At 56.5% G+C, this 22,985-nt stretch carries 33 protein-coding genes; 1 reads left to right on the top strand and 32 read right to left on the bottom strand.

The genetic code is table 11. From position 1 onward, the window contains the following. Nucleotides 1-198: 198 nt before the first annotated feature. The 29 genes from rpsK to FJQ89_RS20185 form a co-directional block, all read right to left on the bottom strand. On the bottom strand, nucleotides 199-603 hold the full coding sequence (gene rpsK / locus FJQ89_RS20325; protein WP_010394475.1) for a 30S ribosomal protein S11: 405 nt from the start codon (nucleotides 601-603) through the stop codon (nucleotides 199-201). A 17-nt stretch (nucleotides 604-620) separates the two neighbouring features. Then, nucleotides 621-986: a 30S ribosomal protein S13 gene (rpsM, locus tag FJQ89_RS20320; protein WP_046681666.1), complete on the bottom strand. Its 366-nt coding sequence runs from the start codon at nucleotides 984-986 to the stop codon at nucleotides 621-623. Between the two features lie 14 nt (nucleotides 987-1,000). Then, nucleotides 1,001-1,114 carry a 50S ribosomal protein L36 gene (gene rpmJ, locus FJQ89_RS20315; RefSeq protein ID WP_010394471.1) on the bottom strand — a complete coding sequence of 38 codons (114 nt, stop codon included), beginning with the start codon at nucleotides 1,112-1,114 and terminating at the stop codon, nucleotides 1,001-1,003. A 42-nt stretch (nucleotides 1,115-1,156) separates the two neighbouring features. After that, nucleotides 1,157-1,375 carry a translation initiation factor IF-1 gene (infA, locus tag FJQ89_RS20310; RefSeq protein ID WP_005663428.1) on the bottom strand — a complete coding sequence of 73 codons (219 nt, stop codon included), beginning with the start codon at nucleotides 1,373-1,375 and terminating at the stop codon, nucleotides 1,157-1,159. A gap of 18 nt (nucleotides 1,376-1,393) precedes the next feature. Beyond that, nucleotides 1,394-2,728 carry a preprotein translocase subunit SecY gene (gene secY / locus FJQ89_RS20305; RefSeq protein ID WP_010394438.1) on the bottom strand — a complete coding sequence of 445 codons (1,335 nt, stop codon included), beginning with the start codon at nucleotides 2,726-2,728 and terminating at the stop codon, nucleotides 1,394-1,396. 32 nt (nucleotides 2,729-2,760) lie between these two features. After that, nucleotides 2,761-3,192: a 50S ribosomal protein L15 gene (gene rplO / locus FJQ89_RS20300; RefSeq protein ID WP_034753211.1), complete on the bottom strand. Its 432-nt coding sequence runs from the start codon at nucleotides 3,190-3,192 to the stop codon at nucleotides 2,761-2,763. Nucleotides 3,193-3,222: 30 nt separating this feature from the next. Beyond that, nucleotides 3,223-3,402, bottom strand: a complete 180-nt coding sequence (gene rpmD / locus FJQ89_RS20295; protein ID WP_010394435.1) for a 50S ribosomal protein L30 — start codon at nucleotides 3,400-3,402, stop codon at nucleotides 3,223-3,225. 10 nt (nucleotides 3,403-3,412) lie between these two features. After that, nucleotides 3,413-3,931, bottom strand: coding sequence for a 30S ribosomal protein S5 (gene rpsE / locus FJQ89_RS20290; protein WP_010394433.1), 519 nt, complete (start codon nucleotides 3,929-3,931; stop codon nucleotides 3,413-3,415). Nucleotides 3,932-3,940: 9 nt separating this feature from the next. Next, on the bottom strand, nucleotides 3,941-4,303 hold the full coding sequence (gene rplR, locus FJQ89_RS20285) for a 50S ribosomal protein L18 (RefSeq protein ID WP_071079767.1): 363 nt from the start codon (nucleotides 4,301-4,303) through the stop codon (nucleotides 3,941-3,943). 13 nt (nucleotides 4,304-4,316) lie between these two features. Beyond that, nucleotides 4,317-4,850 (bottom strand): 50S ribosomal protein L6, encoded by a 534-nt coding sequence (gene rplF, locus FJQ89_RS20280; RefSeq protein WP_141171466.1) that lies wholly within the window; start codon nucleotides 4,848-4,850, stop codon nucleotides 4,317-4,319. A gap of 10 nt (nucleotides 4,851-4,860) precedes the next feature. Further along, nucleotides 4,861-5,256, bottom strand: coding sequence for a 30S ribosomal protein S8 (rpsH, locus tag FJQ89_RS20275; RefSeq protein WP_010394425.1), 396 nt, complete (start codon nucleotides 5,254-5,256; stop codon nucleotides 4,861-4,863). A 14-nt stretch (nucleotides 5,257-5,270) separates the two neighbouring features. Further along, nucleotides 5,271-5,576 (bottom strand): 30S ribosomal protein S14, encoded by a 306-nt coding sequence (gene rpsN, locus FJQ89_RS20270; protein ID WP_010394423.1) that lies wholly within the window; start codon nucleotides 5,574-5,576, stop codon nucleotides 5,271-5,273. A gap of 2 nt (nucleotides 5,577-5,578) precedes the next feature. Further along, nucleotides 5,579-6,118, bottom strand: a complete 540-nt coding sequence (rplE, locus tag FJQ89_RS20265) for a 50S ribosomal protein L5 (RefSeq protein ID WP_010394421.1) — start codon at nucleotides 6,116-6,118, stop codon at nucleotides 5,579-5,581. A 6-nt stretch (nucleotides 6,119-6,124) separates the two neighbouring features. After that, entirely contained in the window at nucleotides 6,125-6,439 is a 315-nt protein-coding gene (gene rplX, locus FJQ89_RS20260) for a 50S ribosomal protein L24 (RefSeq protein WP_034753204.1), read from the bottom strand. Between the two features lie 9 nt (nucleotides 6,440-6,448). Continuing rightward, on the bottom strand, nucleotides 6,449-6,817 hold the full coding sequence (gene rplN / locus FJQ89_RS20255) for a 50S ribosomal protein L14 (protein WP_008444317.1): 369 nt from the start codon (nucleotides 6,815-6,817) through the stop codon (nucleotides 6,449-6,451). 253 nt (nucleotides 6,818-7,070) lie between these two features. Beyond that, nucleotides 7,071-7,343: a 30S ribosomal protein S17 gene (rpsQ, locus tag FJQ89_RS20250; RefSeq protein ID WP_010394415.1), complete on the bottom strand. Its 273-nt coding sequence runs from the start codon at nucleotides 7,341-7,343 to the stop codon at nucleotides 7,071-7,073. Continuing rightward, entirely contained in the window at nucleotides 7,340-7,531 is a 192-nt protein-coding gene (rpmC, locus tag FJQ89_RS20245) for a 50S ribosomal protein L29 (protein ID WP_010394412.1), read from the bottom strand. Before rpmC ends, rpsQ begins: the two co-directional genes overlap by 4 nt. A gap of 12 nt (nucleotides 7,532-7,543) precedes the next feature. Then, a complete protein-coding gene (gene rplP / locus FJQ89_RS20240; protein ID WP_010394411.1) occupies nucleotides 7,544-7,963 on the bottom strand; it encodes a 50S ribosomal protein L16 in 420 nt (139 codons plus the stop codon). Nucleotides 7,964-7,965: 2 nt separating this feature from the next. Then, a complete protein-coding gene (gene rpsC, locus FJQ89_RS20235; protein ID WP_034753199.1) occupies nucleotides 7,966-8,790 on the bottom strand; it encodes a 30S ribosomal protein S3 in 825 nt (274 codons plus the stop codon). Between the two features lie 9 nt (nucleotides 8,791-8,799). Then, nucleotides 8,800-9,132 (bottom strand): 50S ribosomal protein L22, encoded by a 333-nt coding sequence (gene rplV / locus FJQ89_RS20230; RefSeq protein ID WP_170840583.1) that lies wholly within the window; start codon nucleotides 9,130-9,132, stop codon nucleotides 8,800-8,802. Further along, entirely contained in the window at nucleotides 9,129-9,404 is a 276-nt protein-coding gene (gene rpsS / locus FJQ89_RS20225) for a 30S ribosomal protein S19 (RefSeq protein WP_008444295.1), read from the bottom strand. Before rpsS ends, rplV begins: the two co-directional genes overlap by 4 nt. Nucleotides 9,405-9,414: 10 nt before the next feature. Further along, complete coding sequence (gene rplB / locus FJQ89_RS20220; protein ID WP_010394400.1) at nucleotides 9,415-10,242, bottom strand: 50S ribosomal protein L2; 828 nt, start codon at nucleotides 10,240-10,242, stop codon at nucleotides 9,415-9,417. Then, nucleotides 10,242-10,559 (bottom strand): 50S ribosomal protein L23, encoded by a 318-nt coding sequence (gene rplW / locus FJQ89_RS20215; protein WP_010394398.1) that lies wholly within the window; start codon nucleotides 10,557-10,559, stop codon nucleotides 10,242-10,244. The genes rplB and rplW overlap by 1 nt, the downstream gene beginning before the upstream one ends. Continuing rightward, nucleotides 10,556-11,176: a 50S ribosomal protein L4 gene (rplD, locus tag FJQ89_RS20210; RefSeq protein WP_034753197.1), complete on the bottom strand. Its 621-nt coding sequence runs from the start codon at nucleotides 11,174-11,176 to the stop codon at nucleotides 10,556-10,558. Before rplD ends, rplW begins: the two co-directional genes overlap by 4 nt. Before the next feature lie 3 nt (nucleotides 11,177-11,179). Then, nucleotides 11,180-11,836: a 50S ribosomal protein L3 gene (gene rplC, locus FJQ89_RS20205; RefSeq protein ID WP_071079769.1), complete on the bottom strand. Its 657-nt coding sequence runs from the start codon at nucleotides 11,834-11,836 to the stop codon at nucleotides 11,180-11,182. Nucleotides 11,837-12,051: 215 nt separating this feature from the next. Further along, nucleotides 12,052-13,461 carry a cell envelope integrity protein CreD gene (gene creD / locus FJQ89_RS20200; RefSeq protein ID WP_168208490.1) on the bottom strand — a complete coding sequence of 470 codons (1,410 nt, stop codon included), beginning with the start codon at nucleotides 13,459-13,461 and terminating at the stop codon, nucleotides 12,052-12,054. A 248-nt stretch (nucleotides 13,462-13,709) separates the two neighbouring features. Further along, on the bottom strand, nucleotides 13,710-15,131 hold the full coding sequence (gene creC / locus FJQ89_RS20195; RefSeq protein WP_141171464.1) for a two-component system sensor histidine kinase CreC: 1,422 nt from the start codon (nucleotides 15,129-15,131) through the stop codon (nucleotides 13,710-13,712). Continuing rightward, nucleotides 15,128-15,850 (bottom strand): two-component system response regulator CreB, encoded by a 723-nt coding sequence (gene creB, locus FJQ89_RS20190; RefSeq protein ID WP_141171463.1) that lies wholly within the window; start codon nucleotides 15,848-15,850, stop codon nucleotides 15,128-15,130. Before creB ends, creC begins: the two co-directional genes overlap by 4 nt. A 100-nt stretch (nucleotides 15,851-15,950) precedes the next feature. Further along, nucleotides 15,951-16,796, bottom strand: coding sequence for a DUF817 domain-containing protein (locus FJQ89_RS20185; protein WP_141171462.1), 846 nt, complete (start codon nucleotides 16,794-16,796; stop codon nucleotides 15,951-15,953). A gap of 163 nt (nucleotides 16,797-16,959) precedes the next feature. Here FJQ89_RS20185 and FJQ89_RS20180 point away from each other — a divergent pair, with 163 nt between their 5' ends. Further along, nucleotides 16,960-17,928 carry an IS1595 family transposase gene (locus FJQ89_RS20180; RefSeq protein WP_141171461.1) on the top strand — a complete coding sequence of 323 codons (969 nt, stop codon included), beginning with the start codon at nucleotides 16,960-16,962 and terminating at the stop codon, nucleotides 17,926-17,928. A gap of 83 nt (nucleotides 17,929-18,011) precedes the next feature. On the opposite strand, the gene FJQ89_RS20175 is transcribed toward FJQ89_RS20180, so the two are convergent. The 3 genes from FJQ89_RS20175 to tuf all read right to left on the bottom strand — a co-directional run bounded on the left by FJQ89_RS20175 (nucleotide 18,012) and on the right by tuf (nucleotide 22,949). Next, nucleotides 18,012-20,759 carry a TonB-dependent receptor plug domain-containing protein gene (locus FJQ89_RS20175; protein WP_243136149.1) on the bottom strand — a complete coding sequence of 916 codons (2,748 nt, stop codon included), beginning with the start codon at nucleotides 20,757-20,759 and terminating at the stop codon, nucleotides 18,012-18,014. Nucleotides 20,760-21,261: 502 nt separating this feature from the next. Then, nucleotides 21,262-21,579 carry a 30S ribosomal protein S10 gene (rpsJ, locus tag FJQ89_RS20170; protein ID WP_010394389.1) on the bottom strand — a complete coding sequence of 106 codons (318 nt, stop codon included), beginning with the start codon at nucleotides 21,577-21,579 and terminating at the stop codon, nucleotides 21,262-21,264. A gap of 179 nt (nucleotides 21,580-21,758) precedes the next feature. Further along, nucleotides 21,759-22,949: an elongation factor Tu gene (tuf, locus tag FJQ89_RS20165; protein ID WP_070345915.1), complete on the bottom strand. Its 1,191-nt coding sequence runs from the start codon at nucleotides 22,947-22,949 to the stop codon at nucleotides 21,759-21,761. Nucleotides 22,950-22,985 lie beyond the last annotated feature (36 nt).

Below are 22,985 nucleotides of genomic sequence, written 5' to 3'. Positions count from 1 at the left end.
TGCGGTTAGGCGCTAGTCTGACTCAGCTTCAATCAGACGGTGGCTGAAAACGAAAAACCCGCCAAATGGAATTTGACAGGCAAGAACAGCCGGGCAGTATAACCGTTTCCGGCTCCCTGCTCCAGCAATTTCACACAACTGTACTAATACAACAGATAGAAAAGCAGCTGGCGCCGAAGCGCCCTCTGCAACACTATCTTAGATACGACGGCGTTTCGGTGGACGGCAACCGTTGTGCGGTACCGGCGTCACGTCCTGGATCTCGGTGATCTTGATGCCCAGGTTGTTCAGCGCGCGAACAGCGGACTCACGACCAGGACCTGGGCCCTTGATACGTACTTCCAGGTTCTTGACGCCACACTCAACAGCCACTTTACCAGCGGCTTCCGCGGCGACCTGCGCTGCGAACGGGGTCGATTTACGCGAACCCTTGAAGCCTGCACCGCCGGAGGTAGCCCACGACAAGGCATTGCCTTGACGATCGGTGATGGTAATGATGGTGTTATTGAACGAAGCGTGGACATGTGCAATGCCTTCAGCGACGTTCTTTTTAACTTTTTTACGCACGCGTGCTGATGCGGCGTTATTTTGCGACTTAGCCATAATTATTCCCTAGCGGATTATTTTTTCAGCGATTGAGCGGCTTTACGCGGTCCCTTGCGGGTACGTGCGTTCGTACGCGTACGCTGGCCACGGCAAGGCAGACCCTTACGATGACGCATGCCGCGGTAGCAACCCAGATCCATCAAACGCTTGATGTTCATGGACAGTTCACGACGCAGATCGCCTTCGACGATGAATTTACCTACTTCATCGCGCAGTTTTTCCAGTTCGCTGTCATCCAGATCTTTGATCTTTTTGTTGGTTGCTACACCGGTCGATGCACAGATTTTCTCTGCGCGTGGACGGCCCACACCGTAGATGGCTGTCAGGCCGATAACGGTATGCTGATGATTTGGGATATTAACCCCTGCAATACGTGCCATTTGTTATTCCTCGATTAACCTTGACGCTGCTTGTGACGTGGTTCCACGCAGATTACGCGGACTACGCCTTTGCGCTTGATGATCTTGCAGTTGCGGCAGATCCGCTTGACTGATGCGAGAACTTTCATTTTTGGGCTCTTTCTTTCGCTTCTTTGGTTTGATTCAGTGTGTTACTTGGTACGGAACACAATGCGGGCTCGGCTCAAGTCGTACGGCGTTAACTCCACCGTCACCTTGTCTCCAGGGAGAATGCGAATATAGTTCATCCGCATTTTACCTGAAATATGCCCGAGCACCACGTGTCCGTTCTCCAGCTTCACTCGAAATGTTGCATTTGGGAGATTCTCAAGAATCTCGCCCTGCATCTGTATGACGTCGTCTTTTGCCATTCGGTATGTTTACCGCGCTTAACGCGTCGGAATTCCGCCCTTGAAATTTGCTTTGCGCAGCAGCGAATCATATTGCTGCGACATCACGTAGTTCTGTACTTGCGCCATGAAATCCATGGTGACAACTACAATAATCAATAAAGAAGTACCGCCGAAATAGAATGGTACTTTCCACTGGGCTTGCATAAATTCCGGCAATAAACACACCAGGGTGATGTAGACTGCGCCGGCAAGTGTCAAGCGTGTCAGGATCTTGTCGATGTAACGGGCTGTCTGCTCGCCTGGACGAATCCCGGGAATGAACGCACCGCTTTTCTTCAAGTTATCTGCTGTTTCCTTGCTGTTAAACACCAGCGCTGTATAGAAGAAACAGAAAAACACGATCGCCACTGCGTACAACAGCGCATGGATAGGCTCACCAGGCCCCATCGATGCTGCCAAATCTTTCAAGAACCGCACCGCAGGGTTAGCGTTGTCGGCGCCCTTTGAAAACCAGTCCACGATAGTGGCCGGAAACAAGATGATCGAAGAAGCAAAGATCGGCGGGATCACGCCGGCCATGTTCAGCTTCAACGGCAAATGGCTGGTTTGACCGCCATAAATCTTGTTGCCTACCTGGCGCTTCGCGTAATTGACCAATATTTTGCGCTGACCACGTTCGACGAATACAACGAAGTACGTTACCAGTGCTACCAGGATCACGATGAAAATCGCGCTGAAGCTGCCGATCGAACCATTCGACACCTGAGTGAACAAGCCACCCAACGCCGACGGCAGACCTGCTGCAATCCCGGCAAAAATGATGATCGAGATGCCATTCCCCAAGCCGCGCTCGGTAATTTGCTCACCCAACCACATCAAAAACATTGTTCCGGTCAACAAAGTGACGACCGTCACGAAGCGGAATGCAAGACCAGGTTCCAACACCAGACCAGCTTGCGACTCCAGTGCGACTGCAATGCCTAACGCTTGGAACAGTGCCAGGGCAACCGTGAAATACCGGGTGTACTGGGTGATCTTGCGACGACCTGCTTCGCCTTCTTTTTTCAACGCTTCCATCTGCGGTGACACGATCGACAGCAATTGCATGATGATCGAGGCCGAGATATAAGGCATGATACCCAGCGCAAACACTGTAAAACGAGACAAGGCACCGCCCGAGAACATGTTGAACATGCCCAGGACGCCGCCTTCGTGCTCCTTGAACAGCGAGGCTAATTGTGTCGGGTCAATCCCGGGAACCGGGACGTGAGCACCGATACGATAAACCACCAATGCGCCAAGCAAAAACCAGAGCCGTCCCCAAGGGAAACCGGCCGCTGCACTTTTAGCAAGTTGTGGATTAGTCGCCAATTTTCGCTCCGATCAAGCTGTTAGCGGTCAACTCAGGCTACCGAGCCGCCGGCTGCTTCGATGGCGGCTTTCGCGCCAGCGGACACTTTCAAGCCCTTCAAATTCACCGCTTTGGTGATTTCGCCGGACAAGATCACGCGCACGTCACGGGCCAACACGCCCAGAACGCCAGCTTGCTTCAAGACCAGAATGTCGACATCGCCAACAGCCAGGTTGTTCAGATCGGACAGGCGCACTTCAGCTTTGAAGGTTGCGTGCATCGATTTGAAACCGCGCTTAGGCAGACGGCGTTGCAGAGGCATCTGACCGCCTTCGAAACCGACTTTATGAAAGCCGCCCGAACGCGATTTCTGACCCTTGTGACCACGACCCGAGGTTTTACCCAGGCCGGAGCCGATACCGCGACCGACGCGACGCTTGTAGTGCTTAGCGCCTTCGGCTGGTGCAATAGTATTCAATTCCATGATTTGCTCCGTTCGTGTAAGCCCGAAGGCTTACCCGACAACTTTAACGAGATACGATACTTTATTGATCATGCCGCGTACGGATGGGGTGTCTTGCAATTCGGAAACCGAATTTACACGACGCAGACCCAGACCGCGCACGGTAGCGCGATGCGATTCGCGCGTACCGATCAAGCCCTTGACCAATTGCACTTTGACTGTGTTTGTCATTTTGTCCACCTTAAGCCAGAATGTCTTCAACCGACTTGCCGCGTTTGGCAGCGATATCGGAAGCAGTGCTCATTTTCGACAGGCCGTCCAGCGTAGCGCGTACCAGGTTGTATGGGTTGTTCGAACCGGTGGATTTCGCCACCACGTCCGTCACGCCCATCACTTCGAAGATAGCGCGCATGGCGCCACCAGCGATCACGCCAGTACCAGGCTTAGCTGGGTTCATCAGGACCTTGGAGGCGCCGTGACGACCAACAACCGTGTGATGCAAGGTACCGTTTTTGAGCGGCACTTTGATCAGGTTGCGACGGGCTTCTTCCATTGCCTTCTGCACGCCAACTGGCACTTCTTTCGATTTGCCCTTGCCCATGCCGACGCGGCCATCGCCATCACCAACTACGGTCAGCGCGGCGAAACCCATGATACGACCACCCTTGACCACTTTGGTCACGCGGTTGATCGCGATCATTTTTTCGCGCATGCCATCATCCGGCTTGTCGCTTTGCATTTTTGCTTGCATTTTTGCCATGATTGATCCTTAGAACTTCAGACCGGCTTCGCGTGCGGCTTCTGCCAACGCTTTCACACGGCCGTGGTAACGGAAACCGGAGCGGTCAAACGCAACTTCGGTAATCCCTGCTTTCAACGCTTTTTCAGCGACGCGCTTGCCGATCAAGGCTGCAGCAGCGGCATTGCCGCCTTTGCCGGATTGGCCTGCCAGTTCAGCGCGAACTTCCGCTTCAGCCGTCGAGGCCGAAACCAGGATTTTTGCATCCGGGCTGATCAGGTTGGCGTAAATGTGCAGGTTGGTGCGATGCACCGACAAGCGATTTACTTTCAATTCCGCAATCTTGATGCGGGTTTGGCGTCCGCGGCGAAGCCGTGATTCTTTCTTATCCATCGTCAGCCCCTAATTACTTCTTCTTGGTTTCTTTAAGCTTAACCACTTCGTCCGCATAGCGAACGCCCTTGCCTTTATAAGGCTCAGGAGCGCGGTAAGCACGAACTTCAGCGGCTACCTGGCCAACCTGTTGACGGTCGATACCTTTAATCAGGATCTCGGTCGGGGTTGGTGTTGCGCAGGTAACGCCAGCTGGCATGTCATGCACTACAGGGTGCGAGAAACCCAGGGACAGATTCAACTTGTCGCCTTGAGCTTGCGCCTTGTAACCCACGCCTACCAGGTTCAGCTTTTTCTCGAAACCCTTGGTGACGCCAACAACCATGTTGTTGACCAGTGCGCGCAGCGTGCCGGACATGGCATTGGCTTCGCGGCTGTCGTTCGCCACGTCGAAACTCAGGGTTCCTGCATTGTTTTCCACTTTGACCTGGCCGGTGAGGGCCTGGGAAAGTACGCCCAGCGGGCCTTTTACGGTGATCGATTGTGCGGAGATGGCGACTTCGGCGCCAGCTGGCACTACGATAGGCATTTTAGCTACTCGAGACATGTGTAACTCCTTAAGCCACGTAGCAAATAACTTCGCCGCCGACACCGGTAGCGCGTGCTTTGCGGTCAGTCATGACGCCTTGCGGAGTCGACACGATCGCCACACCCAAGCCATTCATCACAACAGGGATCTCGTCTTTACCCTTGTAGACGCGCAGACCCGGACGGGACACGCGCTCCAAGCGCTCAATAACGGGACGGCCAACATAATACTTCAAACCGATTTTCAGTTCCGCTTTGCCACCAGCTTCGGTAACAGCGAAATCTTCAATGTAACCCTCGTCCTTCAGGACGCTGGCAATCGCAATTTTGACTTTCGACGATGGCATGGCCACGGTCGTCTTTTGCACGCCTTGTGCATTGCGAATGCGGGTCAGCATATCGGCGATAGGATCGCTCATACTCATTGCATATTCTCCTATTACCAGCTTGCTTTTGTCATACCCGGAATTTCACCACGCATGGCGAATTCACGGAGCTTGATACGACCCAGACCGAATTTACGGAATGTGCCGCGCGGACGACCAGTGATGGCGCAACGGTTACGTTGACGCGTCGGGTTCGAGTTACGTGGCAGCGCCTGCAATTTCAGGCGAGCTTCGTAGCGCTCTTCTTCCGATTTCGATTGGTCATCGACGATGGCCTTGAGAGCTTCGCGCTTAGGGGCGAATTTCGCCACCAGGTCAGCACGCTTGATCTCACGATTAATCAGTGACAGTTTGGCCATGATCAGTTCCTGAAAGGGAATTTAAAGGCGGCGAGCAAAGCTTTGGCTTCGTCATCGGTCTTAGCGGTTGTCGTGATGCTGATATTCATACCGCGCAACGCGTCAATCTTGTCGTATTCGATTTCAGGGAAAATGATCTGTTCCTTGACACCGATGTTGTAGTTACCACGACCATCAAATGCACGGCCGTTCACACCACGGAAATCGCGTACGCGTGGCAGAGCCACGGTAATGAAGCGATCCAGGAACTCGTACATGCGAGCGCCGCGCAGGGTGACCATCGTACCGATCGGGTAACCTTCACGGATTTTGAAGCCTGCGATCGCTTTGCGGGACTTGGTGGTCACTGGCTTCTGGCCGGCGATCTTGGTCAAGTCAGCAACTGCGTGCTCGAGAACTTTTTTATCCGCGATAGCCTCACCAACACCCATGTTCAGGGTGATCTTGGTCAGGCGTGGAACTTCCATTACCGACTTGTAACCAAACTTGCTGGTCAGGTCGGCAACGACTTTTTCTTTATAGAATTCTTGGAGACGTGCCATGATTTCTTAAGCCTTCACTACTTCGCCGGAGGATTTAAAGATGCGAACTTTCTTGCCGTCCACTTCTTTGAAACCCACGCGATCTGCCTTGCCAGTCGCTGCATTAAACAATGCAACGTTGGACACGTGAATTGGCATGGTCTTATCGACGATACCACCAGTTACGCCAGTCATCGGGTTTGGCTTAGTCGCTTTTTTAGCGATGTTAATGCCATCAACCACGATATGTTCAGCATCGATACGCTGCTGTACCACACCACGTTTGCCCTTGTCTTTCCCGGTCAGAACGATGACTTCGTCGTTTTTACGAATCTTATCCATTACGACTCCTTACAGGACTTCCGGTGCCAGGGACACGATTTTCATGAACTTCTCAGTACGCAGTTCGCGTGTGACAGGTCCAAAAATACGGGTACCGATCGGTTCCAGCTTGGCGTTCAACAGAACGGCGGCATTGCCGTCGAACTTCACCAGGGAACCGTCTTGGCGGCGAACACCTTTAGCGGTGCGCACAACCACGGCGTTATAAATTTCACCTTTTTTGACACGGCCACGTGGCGCAGCAACCTTAACGGTTACCTTGATCACATCGCCAATGCCAGCATAACGGCGCTTGGAGCCGCCCAATACCTTGATGCACATTACTTCTTTGGCACCGGTATTGTCAGCCACTTCGAGCCGGCTTTCAGTTTGAATCATAGTATTCTCTTTCCCAACTTAAGCCGAAGAATCCACACAATGTAGACCCACGGTCAGTCTTGGTCCCGCCAGAGCCGCCCTGCTGGGCTTCACTGTTTGGGTGCATGACCTTCATACATTAACTGACCGCGAATGCTACTGTCTGTGACCAGACACTTTGCGGCGTTACATGAACGAAGCCCGCAAGTATTACATACAATTTGCGGGCCTGCAAGTACTAATTAAAAGCCACCGCCGAAACGGTGGTTTTTATTTAAACGGTTGGTGCGGCTTGAACCACACGTGTCACCGTCCATGCCTTCGTTTTGGAGATCGGGCGACCTTCCTGGATCTCGACCGTATCACCGGCCTTGACTTGGTTGGTCTCGTCATGCGCGTGATACTTGTTCGAGCGCATGATGATCTTGCCATACAAAGGATGTTTTACGTGGCGCTCGATCAGAACGGTAACGGTCTTGTCCATCTTGTCCGAAACCACTTTACCGATCAGCGTGCGCTTGAGCGACTGTTTCACTGGTTCGTTCATTTGGCTTCCTTCAGATTCATTACCGTCTTCACACGCGCGATATCGCGGCGTACCTTCTTGAGCTGCGAAGTGTTGCTCAGCTGCTGCGTAGCGATTTGCATACGCAGGCCGAACTGTGCCTTCAACAAGTCATTCAGCTCTTTTTGCAGAGCTGGCTGGTCTTTGCCGCGGAGTTCAGATGCTTTCATATACAACTCCAATTATTGGCCGACTTGGCGGATGACAAACGTCGTCGCCAGTGGCAGTTTAGAGGCGGCAAGACGGAAAGCTTCCCGTGCCAGCGCTTCATCAACGCCATCCATTTCGTACAGTACTTTACCTGGCTGAATTTCAGCGACGTAGTACTCAGGATTACCCTTACCGTTACCCATACGGACTTCAGCCGGTTTGTTCGAAATCGGTTTGTCCGGGAAAATACGGATCCAGATACGGCCACCGCGCTTGATGTGACGCGTCATTGCACGACGCGCCGCTTCAATTTGACGCGCAGTGATACGACCGCGCGCAACTGCCTTCAGACCGAATTCGCCAAACGACACGGCGGTGCCGCGGCTGTGCGAAATACCGGTATTACGGCCTTTCTGCTCTTTACGATACTTTCTGCGTGCTGGTTGCAGCATGATTATTCTCCTGCTTTCTCAGCTGGTGCTGCTGCGGCGGCCGGTTTAGCGGCGGTACGCACACGTGCACCTGGTGCTGTGGATGGTTTCGCACCGGCACCGGCTGGACGTGGACGGCCAGCTGGCTTGCCATCGTCACGGCGTGGGCCGCGGCTTTTCTTCTCGTCAGCTGGGGTATCGATGACTGGTGCATCGCCGTTAGGCGCGCGGTCACCTTTGTATACCCACACCTTGACACCGATGATGCCGTAGGTGGTCGACGCTTCGCTGGTACCGTAGTCGATATCGGCGCGCAGGGTATGCAGAGGCACGCGGCCTTCGCGGTACCACTCTTTACGCGCGATTTCGATACCGTTCAGACGGCCGGACGACATGATCTTGATACCGAGAGCACCCAGGCGCATTGCATTTTGCATTGCACGCTTCATGGCGCGGCGGAACATGATCCGTTTTTCCAGCTGCTGAGCGATCGAATCGGCGATCAGTTGCGAGTCGATTTCTGGCTTGCGAATTTCTTCGATGTTCACGTGAACAGGTACGCCCATGATCTTGGTCAGCGCGGACTTCAGTACTTCGATGTCTTCGCCTTTTTTACCAATGACCACGCCTGGACGCGAGCTGTAGATCGTGAAGCGCGCGTTCTTGGCTGGACGCTCGATAACGATGCGACCAACGGATGCGTTCTTCAGTTTCTTTTTCAGGTAAGCACGTGCTTTCAAGTCTTCGTTCAGCATGGCAGCGAAATTACCGTTGCCTGCATACCAGCGCGAAGCCCAGTTACGGGTGACCGCCAGACGGAAACCGGTTGGATGAATTTTCTGACCCATCGTGGCTCCTTAGTTACCGACAGTCACGTAAACGTGACAGGATTGTTTCGAAATACGGTCGCCACGGCCTTTTGCACGCGCGGTGAAGCGCTTCAGGACGGGGCCCTTTTCGACGTAGATCGTTTTCACGAACAATTCGTCGATGTCCGCACCATCATTGTGCTCGGCATTCGCAATAGCGGATTCCAGAACGCGTTTGATGATCGCAGCACCTTTTTTCGGGCTGAATTGCAAGATGTTGAGTGCAGCGTCAACTTTCTTGCCACGGATCAGGTCAGCAACCAGGCGGCCCTTTTGGTCCGACAGGCGCACACCTTTGAGGATAGCTTTAGTTTCCATTATTTCTTAGCCTTTTTGTCAGCTGCATGGCCCTTGAACGTACGGGTCAGTGCGAATTCGCCGAGCTTGTGACCAACCATGTTTTCGGAAACATAAACCGGCACGTGCAGCTTGCCGTTATGAACCGCGATCGTCAGGCCGATAAAATCCGGCATGATTGTCGAACGACGCGACCAGGTTTTGATTGGCTTTTTGTCTTTGGCTGCTTGCGCGGCTTCAACTTTTTTCACCAGGTGGGCGTCACAGAACGGCCCTTTTTTCAATGAACGTGTCATGTGCTACCCCTTATTTCTTGCCGCGGCGCGAGACGATCATGGAAGTCGTACGCTTGTTGCTGCGTGTTTTCTTACCCTTGGTCTGTTGGCCCCATGGCGAAACTGGATGACGACCAGCTGCTGTTTTACCTTCACCACCACCGTGCGGGTGATCGACCGGGTTCATGACCACACCGCGAACGGTAGGACGAACACCGCGCCAGCGCATCGCGCCAGCTTTACCGATTTTACGCAGGCTGTGCTCGGCATTGCCGACTTCACCAACCGTTGCACGGCACTCGATGTGCACGCGACGTACTTCACCCGAGCGCAGACGCACTTGAGCGTAGGTACCTTCACGTGCCATCAGCACAACGCCAGCGCCAGCGGTACGTGCCATTTGGGCACCTTTACCTGGCAGCATTTCGACGCAATGCATCACGGTACCGACTGGGATGTTACGGATTGGCAAGCAGTTACCCGATTTGATCGGTGCTTCCGAACCGTTCATCACGCTGTCGCCAACGGCCATGCCTTTGGTTGCGATGATGTAGTGACGTTCGCCGTCGGCGTAGCACAACAGAGCGATATTCGCGGTGCGGTTTGGATCGTATTCGATACGTTCCACTTTCGCTGGAATACCATCTTTGGTGCGCTTGAAGTCGATCAAGCGATAGTGTTGCTTATGACCACCACCGATATGACGGGTGGTGATGTGACCGTTGTTGTTACGACCAGCGGTCTTGGATTTCTTTTCAACCAGGGCAGCGAACGGACGACCTTTGTACAGGTCTGGGTTCACCACCTTTACCATGCCGCGACGGCCTGGCGAGGTTGGTTTCATCTTAACGAGTGCCATTATGCAGCCTCCTCGGAGAAGTTGATTTCCTGGCCAGGCTTCAGGCACACGAAAGCACGCTTGGTATGGTTACGACGACCGTTGAACTTGCCGGTGCGTTTCTGCTTACCTTCGCGGTTTGCAGTTTGCACGGACAGAACTTCAACCTTGAACAGCAGTTCGACCGCTGCCTTGATTTCAGGCTTGGTTGCATCCGGCAGTACGCGGAATACAATTTGCTCGTTCTTTTCCGCGACCATGGTGGCCTTCTCGGAAATCACGGGCGCCAACAGCACCTTCATCAAGCGTTCTTCGCTATGTTTCAAAATCGCGCTCATGCCAGCATCTCCTCAATCTTGGCCAATGCAGCTTTGGTGACCAGGATCTTCTTGTAGAACACCAGGGACATCGGGTCTGCGTGACGTGGCTCAACGACGAGTACGTTAGGCAGGTTGCGCGATGCCAGTTCCAGGTTTTCGTTCAGAACGTCGGTGATGATCAGAACCGAATCAAAGCCCAGGCCGTTCAATTTTTGCGACAACAGCTTGGTCTTTGGCGCGTCGATCGTCAGATCGTCGATGACGATCAGGCGCTCTTCGCGAGCCAGCTGCGACAAGATCGAGCAGATACCTGCGCGATACATCTTTTTGTTCACTTTGTGGGTGAAGTTTTCGTCAGGCGAGTTCGGGAAAATCCGACCACCGCCGCGCCACAGTGGCGACGACGACATACCAGCACGAGCGCGGCCGGTACCTTTTTGGCGCCATGGCTTTTTCGTCGTGTGGTGAACTTCTTCACGGTCTTTTTGCTTGCGGTTACCACTACGTGCATTCGCTTGATACGCGATGACGACTTGGTGGATCAGCGCTTCATTGTAGTCACGGCCGAAAATCGTATCGGCTGCAGCAACGTTCGAGGCGGCTTGACCTTGCGCATTCAGAAGCTTGAGTTCCATCGTTTAAGCTCCCTTCTTGGCTTTGGTTTTGATGGCTGGCGAGACAACTACCTGGCCATTTTTCGCACCTGGAATCGCGCCTTTGACCAGCAACAGCTGACGGTCGGCATCGATACGGGCGATCACGAGGTTCTGGATCGTACGGTTAACGTCACCCAGATGACCGGTCATGCGCTTACCAGGGAAAACGCGACCTGGATCTTGTGCCATACCGATGGAACCTGGAACGTTGTGCGAACGCGAGTTACCGTGCGTTGCACGGCCAGAAGAGAAGTGATAACGTTTGATAACGCCTGCATAGCCTTTACCAATGGTAACGCCTTGCACGTCGATCTTTTGACCGACTTCGAACAGGGAAGCAGCGACAACATCGCCAGCTTTCAGTTCAGCGGCTTTAGCAGCATCGACACGGAACTCTTTCAACAGAGTACCGGCTTCAACGCCAGCTTTAGCGTGATGACCAGCAACAGCTTTGGTCACGCGGGAAGCGCGACGTTGACCGAATGCGACCTGAACAGCGGAGTAGCCATCTGTTTCAGGGGTTTTGATTTGCGCAACACGGTTGTTCGATACGTCCAACACGGTGACCGGGATCGAATCCCCTTCATCCGTGAAAATGCGCATCATACCAACCTTGCGACCGAGAAGGCCTAGGCTCATTTTTTCTCCATTCCCACCTGCGATTGGGCGGGGCTTGTTTAACTACAAAGTAACGTAGGATCCAAAAAAGACGAATCCATACCGAAGCCGGCTAGTATATAGCACAAAAACCCTTGACGCAACAAGTTAACACGAGGTATGTCAAAGTGTTGCGCGACGCCCCTGCGACAGTTGCCAGGGGCGCTGCAAAGGTCGGCTAATGTAGCATACATCGCCTATTCATGCGGCTCTGCAGCGGGTGCCACTGCGCCCTTGCCCACTTGATACCAGTCAACTTTGCGCGTCGCCACCATGATGGCTGCCAGCACGGCGAACAACAGGATGCTGCCCATCACCAGCGCATTGTTTTCCGAGCTCAGCAAGCCATACAGGGCGCCATACAGCGCCGTCAGCGCCATGCCGAAGCCGATGCCGCGCCAGGCATTGTGCAGCACGTGCGCCAGATAAAAACTGGTCAGCGCGATACAGGCGGCGCTGGCGATCAGGTAGGCAGCGAGGAAGGCGATGTGCTCGGCCAGGCCCACCAGCAGCAGGAAGAAGATCACCAGCGACAGGCCCACCAGCAAGTACTGCACCGGGTGAATCGGCAGGCTCTTCAGGATTTCAAAGATGAAGAAGGCGGCAAAGGTCAGCGCCACGAACAGCAAGCCATACTTGGTGGCCCGATCCGATTGCGAATACACGTTCACCGGCTCGATGAAGCCCACGCTGAAGCGGTCTACCTGGCCCAGCGGCGCACTGTCGGGCACCTTGAATTCCCCCTCGATGGTGCTCAGCTGCGTTTGCGCATTCGTCGCCAGCGACGAAATATTCCACGCCACATTGAAGCCATGGGCATCGATCTGGCGATTCTTCGGCGATGGCAGGAAGCGCCCGCCAAACTGCGGATGGGGCCAGTTCGACTTGATGCTGACCTGGCTGTTTTTCGCCACCGGCACGAAATGCTGGCGTTCGATACCGTCCAGCCCCAGGTCGAAGCTGAATTTCACCTGTTGCGCTTGCGCCAGCGGCATGGCGCCCAGCGGCGCGTGCAGGCCGCTGCGGAAGGCAAACAAGTCGGTGCCCTGCTCGAACTCGATCTTCTGCCCGCCCCAGTCGATTTTCGGGATATTGCGGATGCCGCGCACGTCCTCGATGGATAGCGCGACGAAAGGGGTGCCCAGGGTAATGCGCGAGTCCGGCGACTTGCGCGCCAACTGCGTGCTGGCCGGCACCGTAAAATCTCCCTTGAAGGCATGCTGGCCGCTGTACACCAGCACCTGGTGGATACCGCGGTAACGGCGGTCCGTGTCGATATTGCCATTGATCTGCAAGTCGTTCGGATACACGAGCAAGCGGCGCTGCACCGTGCGGTGCAGCAACTCCGTGCGCACAGGCGCTTTCGCTTCCCTGTCATCGCCTTTGGCCACCTCCACGCGCTCTTCATATTGCTCCGTGTAGGGGATCACCAGGATGGGACCGATGATGGTTTGTTCGCGCACCGAATCGGCGGCGATGCTGTTGACGGCTTCCTGGCGGAATTCCATCCGCTCCTTGATCGTTTCCTGAATCATCAGCAGAGGCAGGCCGATCAGCAACATCAGGCCGAACACGATCAACGCTTTGACGAAGAGAGTTTTTTGCATGGCGCATCCTTGAAGTAAGGAGGCCAGTGTAGAAAAAACATGTGCGCTGATGATGCGCTGCGTGTGAAGTCTGGAAATAAATGCGCGCCAAGAGCCTATCCCAGTAGATGAATACATCCCCTGCTGGCGCCCCTCAGAAGCGGGGACGGCGTTGATCGTCGTCGCGTGGCTCGCCACGCGTCCTCCTCACGCCTTGTCCGCGCTCCTGATGAACTACCAGCAGATGGCGCTCCCTACTGGGATAGCCTCTAAGCCAGCGGCAGGCACAGGCGCGCGCAGGCACCGCCATCGGGATGATTGAGTACTTCGACCGTGCCGCCATGCAGGGAAGCGACCTCGCGCACGAAGGGCAGGCCCAGGCCCGTGCTCTTGCCAGTACTCGGGCGCGGCAGGGAATAAAAGCGCTCGAAGATACGTTCCAGCGCATACGCGGGGATCCCCTCGCCGCGGTCGCGCACGGCAATTTCCACCTGGCTGCCGTGGCGCTGCGCCATCAGCTCGATGCAGCTACCCGGTGGCGCGAAGCCGGCCGCGTTGTCGAGCAGGTTGCCCAGCGCCTGGCGCAGCAGCAGGGCGTCGCCCGCCACACTCCCCTCTTCCGCCTGTACCTGCAGGCGCACGCCGCGCGCCGCCAGGGTGGCGGCCGCGTCCTGCGCCACTTGCGCCAGCAGCGGCGCCAGCGCGATGCGCTCGGGATGCTCCAGCCGTTGCTGCTTTTCCACGCGCACCAGGGCCAGCAGCTTGTCGATCAGCTGCCGCTGGCGCGCATTCTGTTCCAGGATACTGGCGAGGAACTGGCGCCGCTCGGCCGGCGGCATGTCTTCCTGCAGCAGCTCGGCCGATGCCTGGATGGCGGCGATCGGGCTTTTCAATTCATGCGCCAGGGTATGCATCAGCTGCTCCACGTATTCCTTGCCTTCCAGGCGCGTGCGCATCGCCTCCAGCGCCCGCCCCAGGGTGCCGATCTCGTTGCTGCCCAGCGCCGGCAGCGCCACCTTGCGCCCTGCTTCCACGTCGCCGATGTAATGCATCAGCTTGCCCAGCGCATGGTGCAGCCACCAGGCGAATGCCAGGCCTATCAGCAACGACAACAGCAACAGGATGGCGCCGCGCTGCAATATCTTGCGCTGGCTGCGTTCGACAAAGGCTTGCACGCTGGCATTCGGTTTGGCCACCGTCAGCACGCCGATCACTTCATTGCCGTCGCGGATCGGTGCGGCCACGTGCATCACCGTCGACATCTCGTCGTCGGGCCGGCTGCGCGTGCTGCGCGCGCCATACTTGCCCTGCAAGGTGAGATACACGTCATTCCAGCGCGAATAGTCGCGTCCCACGTCGCGGCCGCTGGAATCGAACAGCACGATGCCGTGCCGGTCCGTGATGGTGATACGGTAGTCGAGCGTGCGCTTGCGCACACCATTGATATTGACGTCCACGCCATGGCGCGCATAGTCCTGCATGCGCTCGGCCACGGGCGACTGCGCCAGCGTGCCCGCCTTCAATTCGGGCGCCACCAGGCTGGCCAGCAGTTGCGAGGTATCGACCAGGGTATCTTCCAGGGTCGAGCGCACACCCGGCTTGACCTGCTCCATGAAGACGTTCAGCAAGAACCACGCGGCCAGGCCCACGATCAGGAAGTAGCCGAGCAGGATGCGCAGGCCGATCTTCATGCGCCGGCCAGGCTGTAGCCGAGGCCACGGTGGGTGTGGATGGGGTCAGCCTGCGCATCGATGGCGCGCAGCTTGGCACGCAGCGATTTGACGTGTGCATCAACCGTGCGCTCGAGCGTGTCGGGCGCTGCGCTCCACACGCGCGCCATCAGCTGCGCGCGCGACAGCACGTGGCCCGGGTGCTCGAGCAGGGTTTTCAGCAGCAGGTACTCGTAACGGGTCAGGTCCAGCGGCTGGCCGTGAAACAGCACTTTCGCCTCCAGCGCGCGCAACTCGAAGCGCGCCGGCGCCGGCGCGGCCGCCGTGACGGCATCGGCGATCGTCATGCCAGTCTCGCGCAGCGCTGGCGCGGCGCCTGCGCGGCGCAGGATGACGCGGATGCGCGCCACCAGTTCGCGCGGCGAGAACGGCTTGGTAACGTAATCATCGGCGCCGATTTCCAGGCCGACGATACGGTCGATCTCGTCGCTGCGGGCCGTCAGGAAGATCACCGGCACCTCGGAAAACTGGCGCAGCCGACGACACACTTCCAGCCCGCTCATGTCGGGCAAGCCGATATCGAGCACCACCAGTTGCGGTGCGGCCTCACTGCGCAGCACGGCAAGCGCCTGCTCACCCAAGGTCACATGGCGCGGCGTAAAGCCGTCCGTGCGCAAGGCATAGGCGATGCTGTCGGCGATCGCCTGTTCATCTTCCACGATCAGGACAGTCTTGGACATGGCGGCGGCACACATTAATGGACAAGTCCGGAGTATCCCTGAAGCGGGCAAGCGGCGTCAATCGCGCGCCTTGCCGTGCGCGGGCAAAAAGCCGCCCGACCTAAGGCTGGGCGACGTGGATGCTGGCCTTGATGTGCTTGAGGTGGGCCACGATGGTGAACGTCATCACCACCAGCAGCGACCATGAACTCCATTTGCTGACATGCACCACCGACCAGGCGCCAAGCTGGTTCGGATAACGCCACACGCCCCAGAAGGTGCTGATGTTTTCGGCCAGCCAGATAAAGAAGCCGACCAGCACGAAACCGAGCAGCAAGGGCATGCTGCGGTCGCGGTCGAGCGGACGGAACACCACGCTGGTGCGCGCGTACAAGCCCAGCGCGCAGGCGGCAAGATACCAGCGGTAGTCGCCGATGTAGTGATGGGTGAAGAAGTTGGCGTAGATGAGCAGCGCGATCAGCACCGCCATCCAGTACGGCGGATGGTGGCGGATCCGCATGTCGAGCAGGCGCCAGGTCTGGATGATGTAACTGCCGACGGCCGCATACATGAAGCCGGAAAACAGGGGGACGCCGAACACCTTGCTGTAGGCGAAGTCGGGATAGCTCCATGACTGGATCGTCCCCGATACCTTGAACACTTCCAGCGCGAAGCCGACCGCATGAAACAGGCAGATGGCTTTCAACTCATCCCACGTTTCCAGCCCGCTCCACACCATTGCGCCCTGGATCGCCAGCGCTACCAGCAGCAGCACGTCATAGCGCGGCAGGCCGAACAGGCCCGCGCGCGGCACCAGGAACACGGCAGCAAAAAACAGCCCCACGAACAGGCACGACCTCGCCTCCTTGATGCCGAAATACAGGAATTCGGTCAGGAAGCGCGGCCAGCCGCGCAAGCGCAGACGTGGCGTCGCATTTAACAGGTGGGTATCGAGGGCATTGAGCATGCGGCAACTTTATCGTCCAGCCTCAGCACTGTAAAGCGATATCCCCCCATGCATCGATGGCAGGGCAAAAAAAGGCTCTGTCATCGGTAAGTAGGGTAAATGCTGGAATCTTCCTTTGACAGTGCTGTCTGACTCTGCATACTCACCTGACAAGGAGCAGATCATGCAGGCAGCCGAATGGATCAGCTTTATCGCGCAATTTGCGCAGTTGAACCGACGCCAGCGGCAGGCTGGAATGGCCCTGCTGCGTGGCAATGCCCCACACGACGCGACTGTCGCTCTGCTGGAAAGTGTGGCGCAGCGGCGATTGGCCTGTCCCGCCTGCCACTCGCCTCAGCTGCACCGGCATGGCCATGCACACGGCTTGCAACGCTACCGTTGCGTGCCGTGCGGGCGTACCTTCAATGCCTTGACGGGCACGCCGCTGGCCCGCTTGCGCCACAAGGCGCTATGGCTCGCGTATGCCGATTGTCTGCTCGACTCCGCCTCGGTGCGCCAGGCCGCTCAGCAGCTGGGTGTGCACCGCAATACCACCTTTCGCTGGCGCCACCGTTTTTTAACGGTCGCCAAGACGGACCGGCCGCATGGCCTGCATGGCATCGCCGAGGCCGACGAGTTATATCTGCCGGAATCGGAAAAGGGAGCCAGACAAATGACGCGCCGAGCCCGCCGCCGGGGCGGCCATGCCCGCCAACGCGGCATTTCCAATGAACAGGTCTGTATCCTGGTGGCGCGCGACCGCACGGGACAAACCCTCGATTTTGTCACGGGCAAAGGGGCGCTGACGAAGGCGCAGTTGCACCATTGTTTGTTGCCCGTCATCGACAAGGATGTTTTGCTGGTGACCGATGGCCATGCCGCCTACCGGGCCTTCGCCAGGGAGGCGGGTATCAGCCACCAGGCCGTCAACTTGCGCGCCGGCATCCGCGTGCGGGGCGCGGCCCATGTGCAGAACGTCAATGCGTATCATCGCCGCCTGCGGGAGTGGCTACGGCCCTTTCACGGCGTGGCGACGCGTTACCTGCCGAACTACCTGGGATGGCGCTGGATACTCGACGCCGGGCGCATCCGTTCACCAGAAACGTTATTGAAAGCAACCCTGGGAGCATTTCCACATCTGACGGTGACATAGCCCCAAAAAAAAACCAGGCACGAGGCCTGGTCTTTGCTGCGCCCGGCAATGATGCCGGGCGAAAGCTTGTCAGCTGACGACGATCAGAAGAAAGTGTAGCTGGCGGTCACACCGATACGACGCATCTGGAACGTATCAGCATAGCCGGAACGCCATTGAATTGGCGCTGCCTTGTCGAACATGTTATCCACGTACAGGCTCAGACGCGTGTTCTTGATGCCGTTGTACGACAGGTTGTAGTCGACCGTCGTGTTGCTGCCGACGCGCGAGCATGCTGCCATGTTCTCGGCAGAAACTTTATTCGTGGCGCAGAAGGTCGGCGACGTATCGTCGTTGTTGCTATAGCCGCTGGCATAGTTGAGGGTCATGCCGTGATCGAACGAACCGGCCTTCAGGCTGGCGCGCAGCTTGGTGTTCAGACGCGAACGCAGGGCCCAGTTGCCAGCCAGGTTGTCAGCATAAGCATTGTCGGTCACGCTGAACTCCTGGTATTTCCACAGGTAGCTACCTTCCAGTTTCAGGCGAACCTGGCCGATACTGGTGTTGAAACGGCCACCCGCATCAAAGTCGAAGCCCGAAGCACGGGTCTTGCCGCTGTTGACGTATGGGTTGTACAACAGGCCGATCACGCCAACGCCGCCGAAGTTGGTCGTATTGCCTGGTGCGTACTTTTTCACCAGTGCCAGGAATTGCGCATCCGAAGCCGAGTTGTCGACACGCACCAGCTGTCCGGCTGGCAGAGCAGCTTCGCCGCGCAGAATGTCGGCCACGGCACGGGTACCGATTTCGTCCTTGCGTTCGATATGGTAGTAGTCCAGTGCCACGGTCCAGTTCTTGACCGGTTCAAAAACGAAACCGGCGGTGATCGAACGCGAGGTTTCCGGTTTCAGGTCCTTGTTCGCCGACACGAAGCTAGGAACGCCGCCTTTGCAATCACTGTTCTGGAAGGTGTTGCCCTGCGCTTTGTCGGCGGGGGTGACGGCTGGATTGCCTTGCACCAGCTTGTTCAAGGCACTGGCGGTTGCGCAGCGGCGTGGATCGCTGACATCGGTAGCAAACGAGCTGCGGCCCAGACCGTTACCGGTTTCAACGATGTTAGGCGCGCGGAAGCCGCCAGCAGCGGTGGCACGCAGCAACAGGGTGTCGGTCGCGTTGACGCGCAAGCCCAGTTTCGGCGAAAAGTGCACGTCGCTGTTGGTGGACTTGTCGGCACGTACTGCGGCGCTCACTTCCACACGCTTGACCACCGGAATGGTCGCTTCAGCGAACAGCGCGTAGTGATCCATGGTGTCTTTGACTTGCAGGCCGGCGATGCCGACCAGGTCACCACGCAGGACGTTGTCCGAGCTGGTCATTTCATACTTTTCGCGGCGGATGTCGGTACCGAACGCCACGTTCAAAGGACCGGCTGGCAATTGCGCCACTTCACCGGACACGGTCGCGTCGATGAAGGTGATCTTCGACTCGCCCTTGGTGGTACGCACAGGGAACATCGACTCCAGCAGCGCGGTATCGTTTTGCTGGCCGAACTTGTAGGTGCCGTTGACGATGGCGTTGGTGTAGCCAGCGGCGCTGGCTGCACGGGTGGCCTTGGTGGCATTCGACGTCATGTAGCCGGCTGCGGATTTCCAGTCGAAATTGCCGATGTCGCCATTCAGGCTCAGCATGACGCGCGTCTGGTCGGATTCGGTACGGTTGAAATTGAAGCCGTTGCCGGTGTCCATCAGACGGGCACGGTATTCCACCGGTTTGCCGTAAGGGTTGTTGGCGTGGCCAACTGGCAATTTTGGATAGTAGAACGGACCGACCATCTTGCCGTCCATCGCGTTATACCAGGTGCTCGGCGACGAAGTGCTGCTCAGGGCGAATGGCGCGACGATGTAATCGTTGCTGGCGCCGGCATTGGTGATCTCGAAATTGGCGTCGATAGACTTGCCAATTTTAAAATGCGTGTTGCTGGCCAGCGCATAACGCTTGGCTTTGGTTGCCAGGCCGCTGTACGGCAACAGGTCCATCTTGCACAGCTTGTCCTTGGCATCGATCATGTCAGCCGGGCAGCCTGGCGCGGCAACGATATTGTTGCTATCCAGGAAGTAGTTGCCGGTTGGCGAATACGAGTTCTTCGCGTCCCAGGTCGAACGGGTCGGGGTCTGGCGGTGCCAGTCAGGATAGTGGCTGCGCAGATCGTCGACGGTGTAGCCGTCGTTTTTGTAGGCTTCGTACGTCAGGTAGGTGTTGAAACCATCCTTGTCGACATCACCGTAACCGACGATGCCGGAAACGCTGCGGCTACGCTGATCTTTGAAACCGTCGGTTTCCTTGTAGTTGCCAGTGATTTTGGCGCCTTCAAAGTTCTTCAGCAAGATGATGTTGATCACGCCGGCGATGGCGTCGGAACCGTAGATTGCCGAAGCGCCGTCCTTCAGGATCTCGATGCGCTCGATGGCGGCAGCCGGGATCGCATCCAGGTTGGTAAAGTTTTGCTGTGCACCATCGGCCAGGCCGTATTGTGCAATGCGGCGGCCGTTAACCAGCACCAGGGTGGCGACCTTGCCCAGGCCACGCATGCCCACGCCCGAGGAGCCCGTAGCAAAGCTGCCGGAGCTGGAGCTTGCCGAGTCGATCGAGGTGCTGATGGCGGCGGAGGAATTCAGGATGCCCAGCGCCGTGGTCTGGCCGGTGCGCTCGATGTCGTCGCGGGTCAGAACCTGCAGCGCGCCAGCTGTTTCAGCTTCGGTACGCTTGATGCTACTACCGGTGACTTCGACGCGCTGCAGTTTTTCTACAGGCTCGGCAGCTGTTTGTGCCGTGGCGTATTGAGAGAAGGCCAATGTCAATGCAATTGCAAGCGTACTTTTCTTCAACCGTGGTGTATTGTTAATTACCGGAACTTTCAAAACTACTCCTCAAATATTGTTTTCGTTTTATAAATCGATACGTCTCATTGACTATTTTTGTAAAAAAGTCACACAATCTCGGCGTATATTACAAATTTCTCACATTGAGGCCCAGCAAGGAAGAGAAAATTTAACAATTGTTGTTCTTATACAACTTTATTCGCCAACTTGTTGTTTTCCGGTATTAATTTGGCCTGTGCCGGCCTGGTCCGTCCGTTTGCATAACGATAGAAAAAGAAAGTAAAGCGGAGAAAGAGACAGGGAGAGTGAAAGATGTACGGCGTAAACACAATACTGCAGGCCAATAGCAATGGGGCCGGGCGCACTCACGATTGTGAGCAGGCCCGGCCCCATCATCAGGCAGCGGGACACCCCGCCGGCCTGGAACAGCTGTCACTACCTGGTGCTACGGTATTGTCAGCTGCCCTTGAAACTCTTATTGCAGTTTGATTTCAACATCAACACCAGCTGGCAGGTCCAGCTTCATCAGCGCGTCAACGGTTTTGTCCGTTGGGTCAACGATGTCCATCAGGCGTTGGTGCGTACGGATCTCGAACTGATCGCGCGAAGTTTTGTTGACGTGCGGGGAACGCAGCACATCGAAACGTTGAATACGGGTAGGCAGTGGTACTGGGCCTTTGACGACAGCGCCGGTGCGCTTCGCGGTTTCAACGATTTCCAGAGCGGACTGGTCGATCAGTTTGTAATCGAAAGCCTTCAGGCGGATACGGATTTTTTGGTTTGGTGCCGACATGATATTTCCTTAAAAGAACGAACCGCGCGATCTGCACGGCAATGAGGTCATACGGGAATTTCTGACGCAACAACCGTCAGGGTCGACATGATAGCACCAAAATGCTTGCCAACCCCGGCAGTTGAATAAAAAGAAGGGCGCCGGGCGACGACGCGTCTTCTTTTATGCAGGCTTAAGAATTAAGCCAGGATTTTTGCAACAACACCAGCGCCGACGGTACGACCGCCTTCACGGATAGCGAAGCGCAGGCCTTCTTCCATCGCGATCGGGTTGATCAGCTTGACGGTGATCGACACGTTATCGCCTGGCATAACCATTTCTTTATCTGCTGGCAACTCGATCGAACCAGTCACGTCCGTCGTGCGGAAGTAGAACTGTGGACGATAGTTGTTGAAGAATGGCGTATGACGGCCGCCTTCGTCTTTCGACAGAACATAGATCTCGCCGGTGAAGTGCGCATGCGGCTTGATCGAACCTGGCTTGGCCAGAACTTGACCACGTTGCACGTCTTCACGCTTGGTGCCGCGCAGCAGCAGACCAACGTTGTCGCCTGCTTGACCTTGATCCAGCAGTTTGCGGAACATTTCCACGCCGGTGCAAGTCGTTTTGACGGTATCGATAATACCAACGATTTCGATCTCTTCGCCGACTTTGACAATGCCGCGCTCGATACGACCGGTGACCACGGTACCGCGACCCGAGATCGAGAACACGTCTTCCACTGGCATCAGGAAAGCACCGTCAACAGCGCGCTCTGGCGTTGGGATGTAGGAATCGAGGGCATCGGCCAGACGCAACACTGCATCTACGCCCATTTCGCCTTCTTTGCCTTCCAGCGCCATACGTGCCGAACCTTTGATGATAGGCACGTCGTCGCCAGGGAACTCATACTTCGACAACAGCTCGCGCACTTCCATTTCAACCAGTTCCAGCAGCTCTGCGTCGTCGACCAGGTCGCACTTGTTCAGGAACACGATGATGTATGGAACGCCAACTTGGCGGGCCAGCAGGATGTGTTCGCGGGTCTGTGGCATTGGGCCGTCAGCTGCGGAGCATACCAGGATCGCGCCGTCCATCTGCGCGGCACCGGTAATCATGTTTTTGATGTAATCGGCGTGGCCTGGGCAGTCAACGTGCGCGTAGTGACGCGATGCCGTTTCGTACTCGACGTGGGCGGTGTTAATCGTGATACCGCGCGCTTTTTCTTCCGGTGCTGCATCGATCTGGTCGTATGCTTTAGCTTCGCCGCCGAATTTCTTCGACAGAACCGTTGCGATTGCAGCGGTCAGCGTGGTTTTACCGTGGTCGACGTGGCCGATGGTGCCGACGTTGACGTGCGGCTTGGTCCGTTCGAATTTACCTTTTGCCATTTTATTCTTCCTTAGAACAATGATTTAAATGTAGGG

The organism is Janthinobacterium tructae, from assembly GCF_006517255.1.
Taxonomy (GTDB): Bacteria; Pseudomonadota; Gammaproteobacteria; order Burkholderiales; family Burkholderiaceae_D; genus Janthinobacterium; species Janthinobacterium tructae.
The sequence above is the reverse complement of the archived record's forward strand: the minus strand, read 5'-3'. Positions and strand labels throughout refer to the sequence as shown.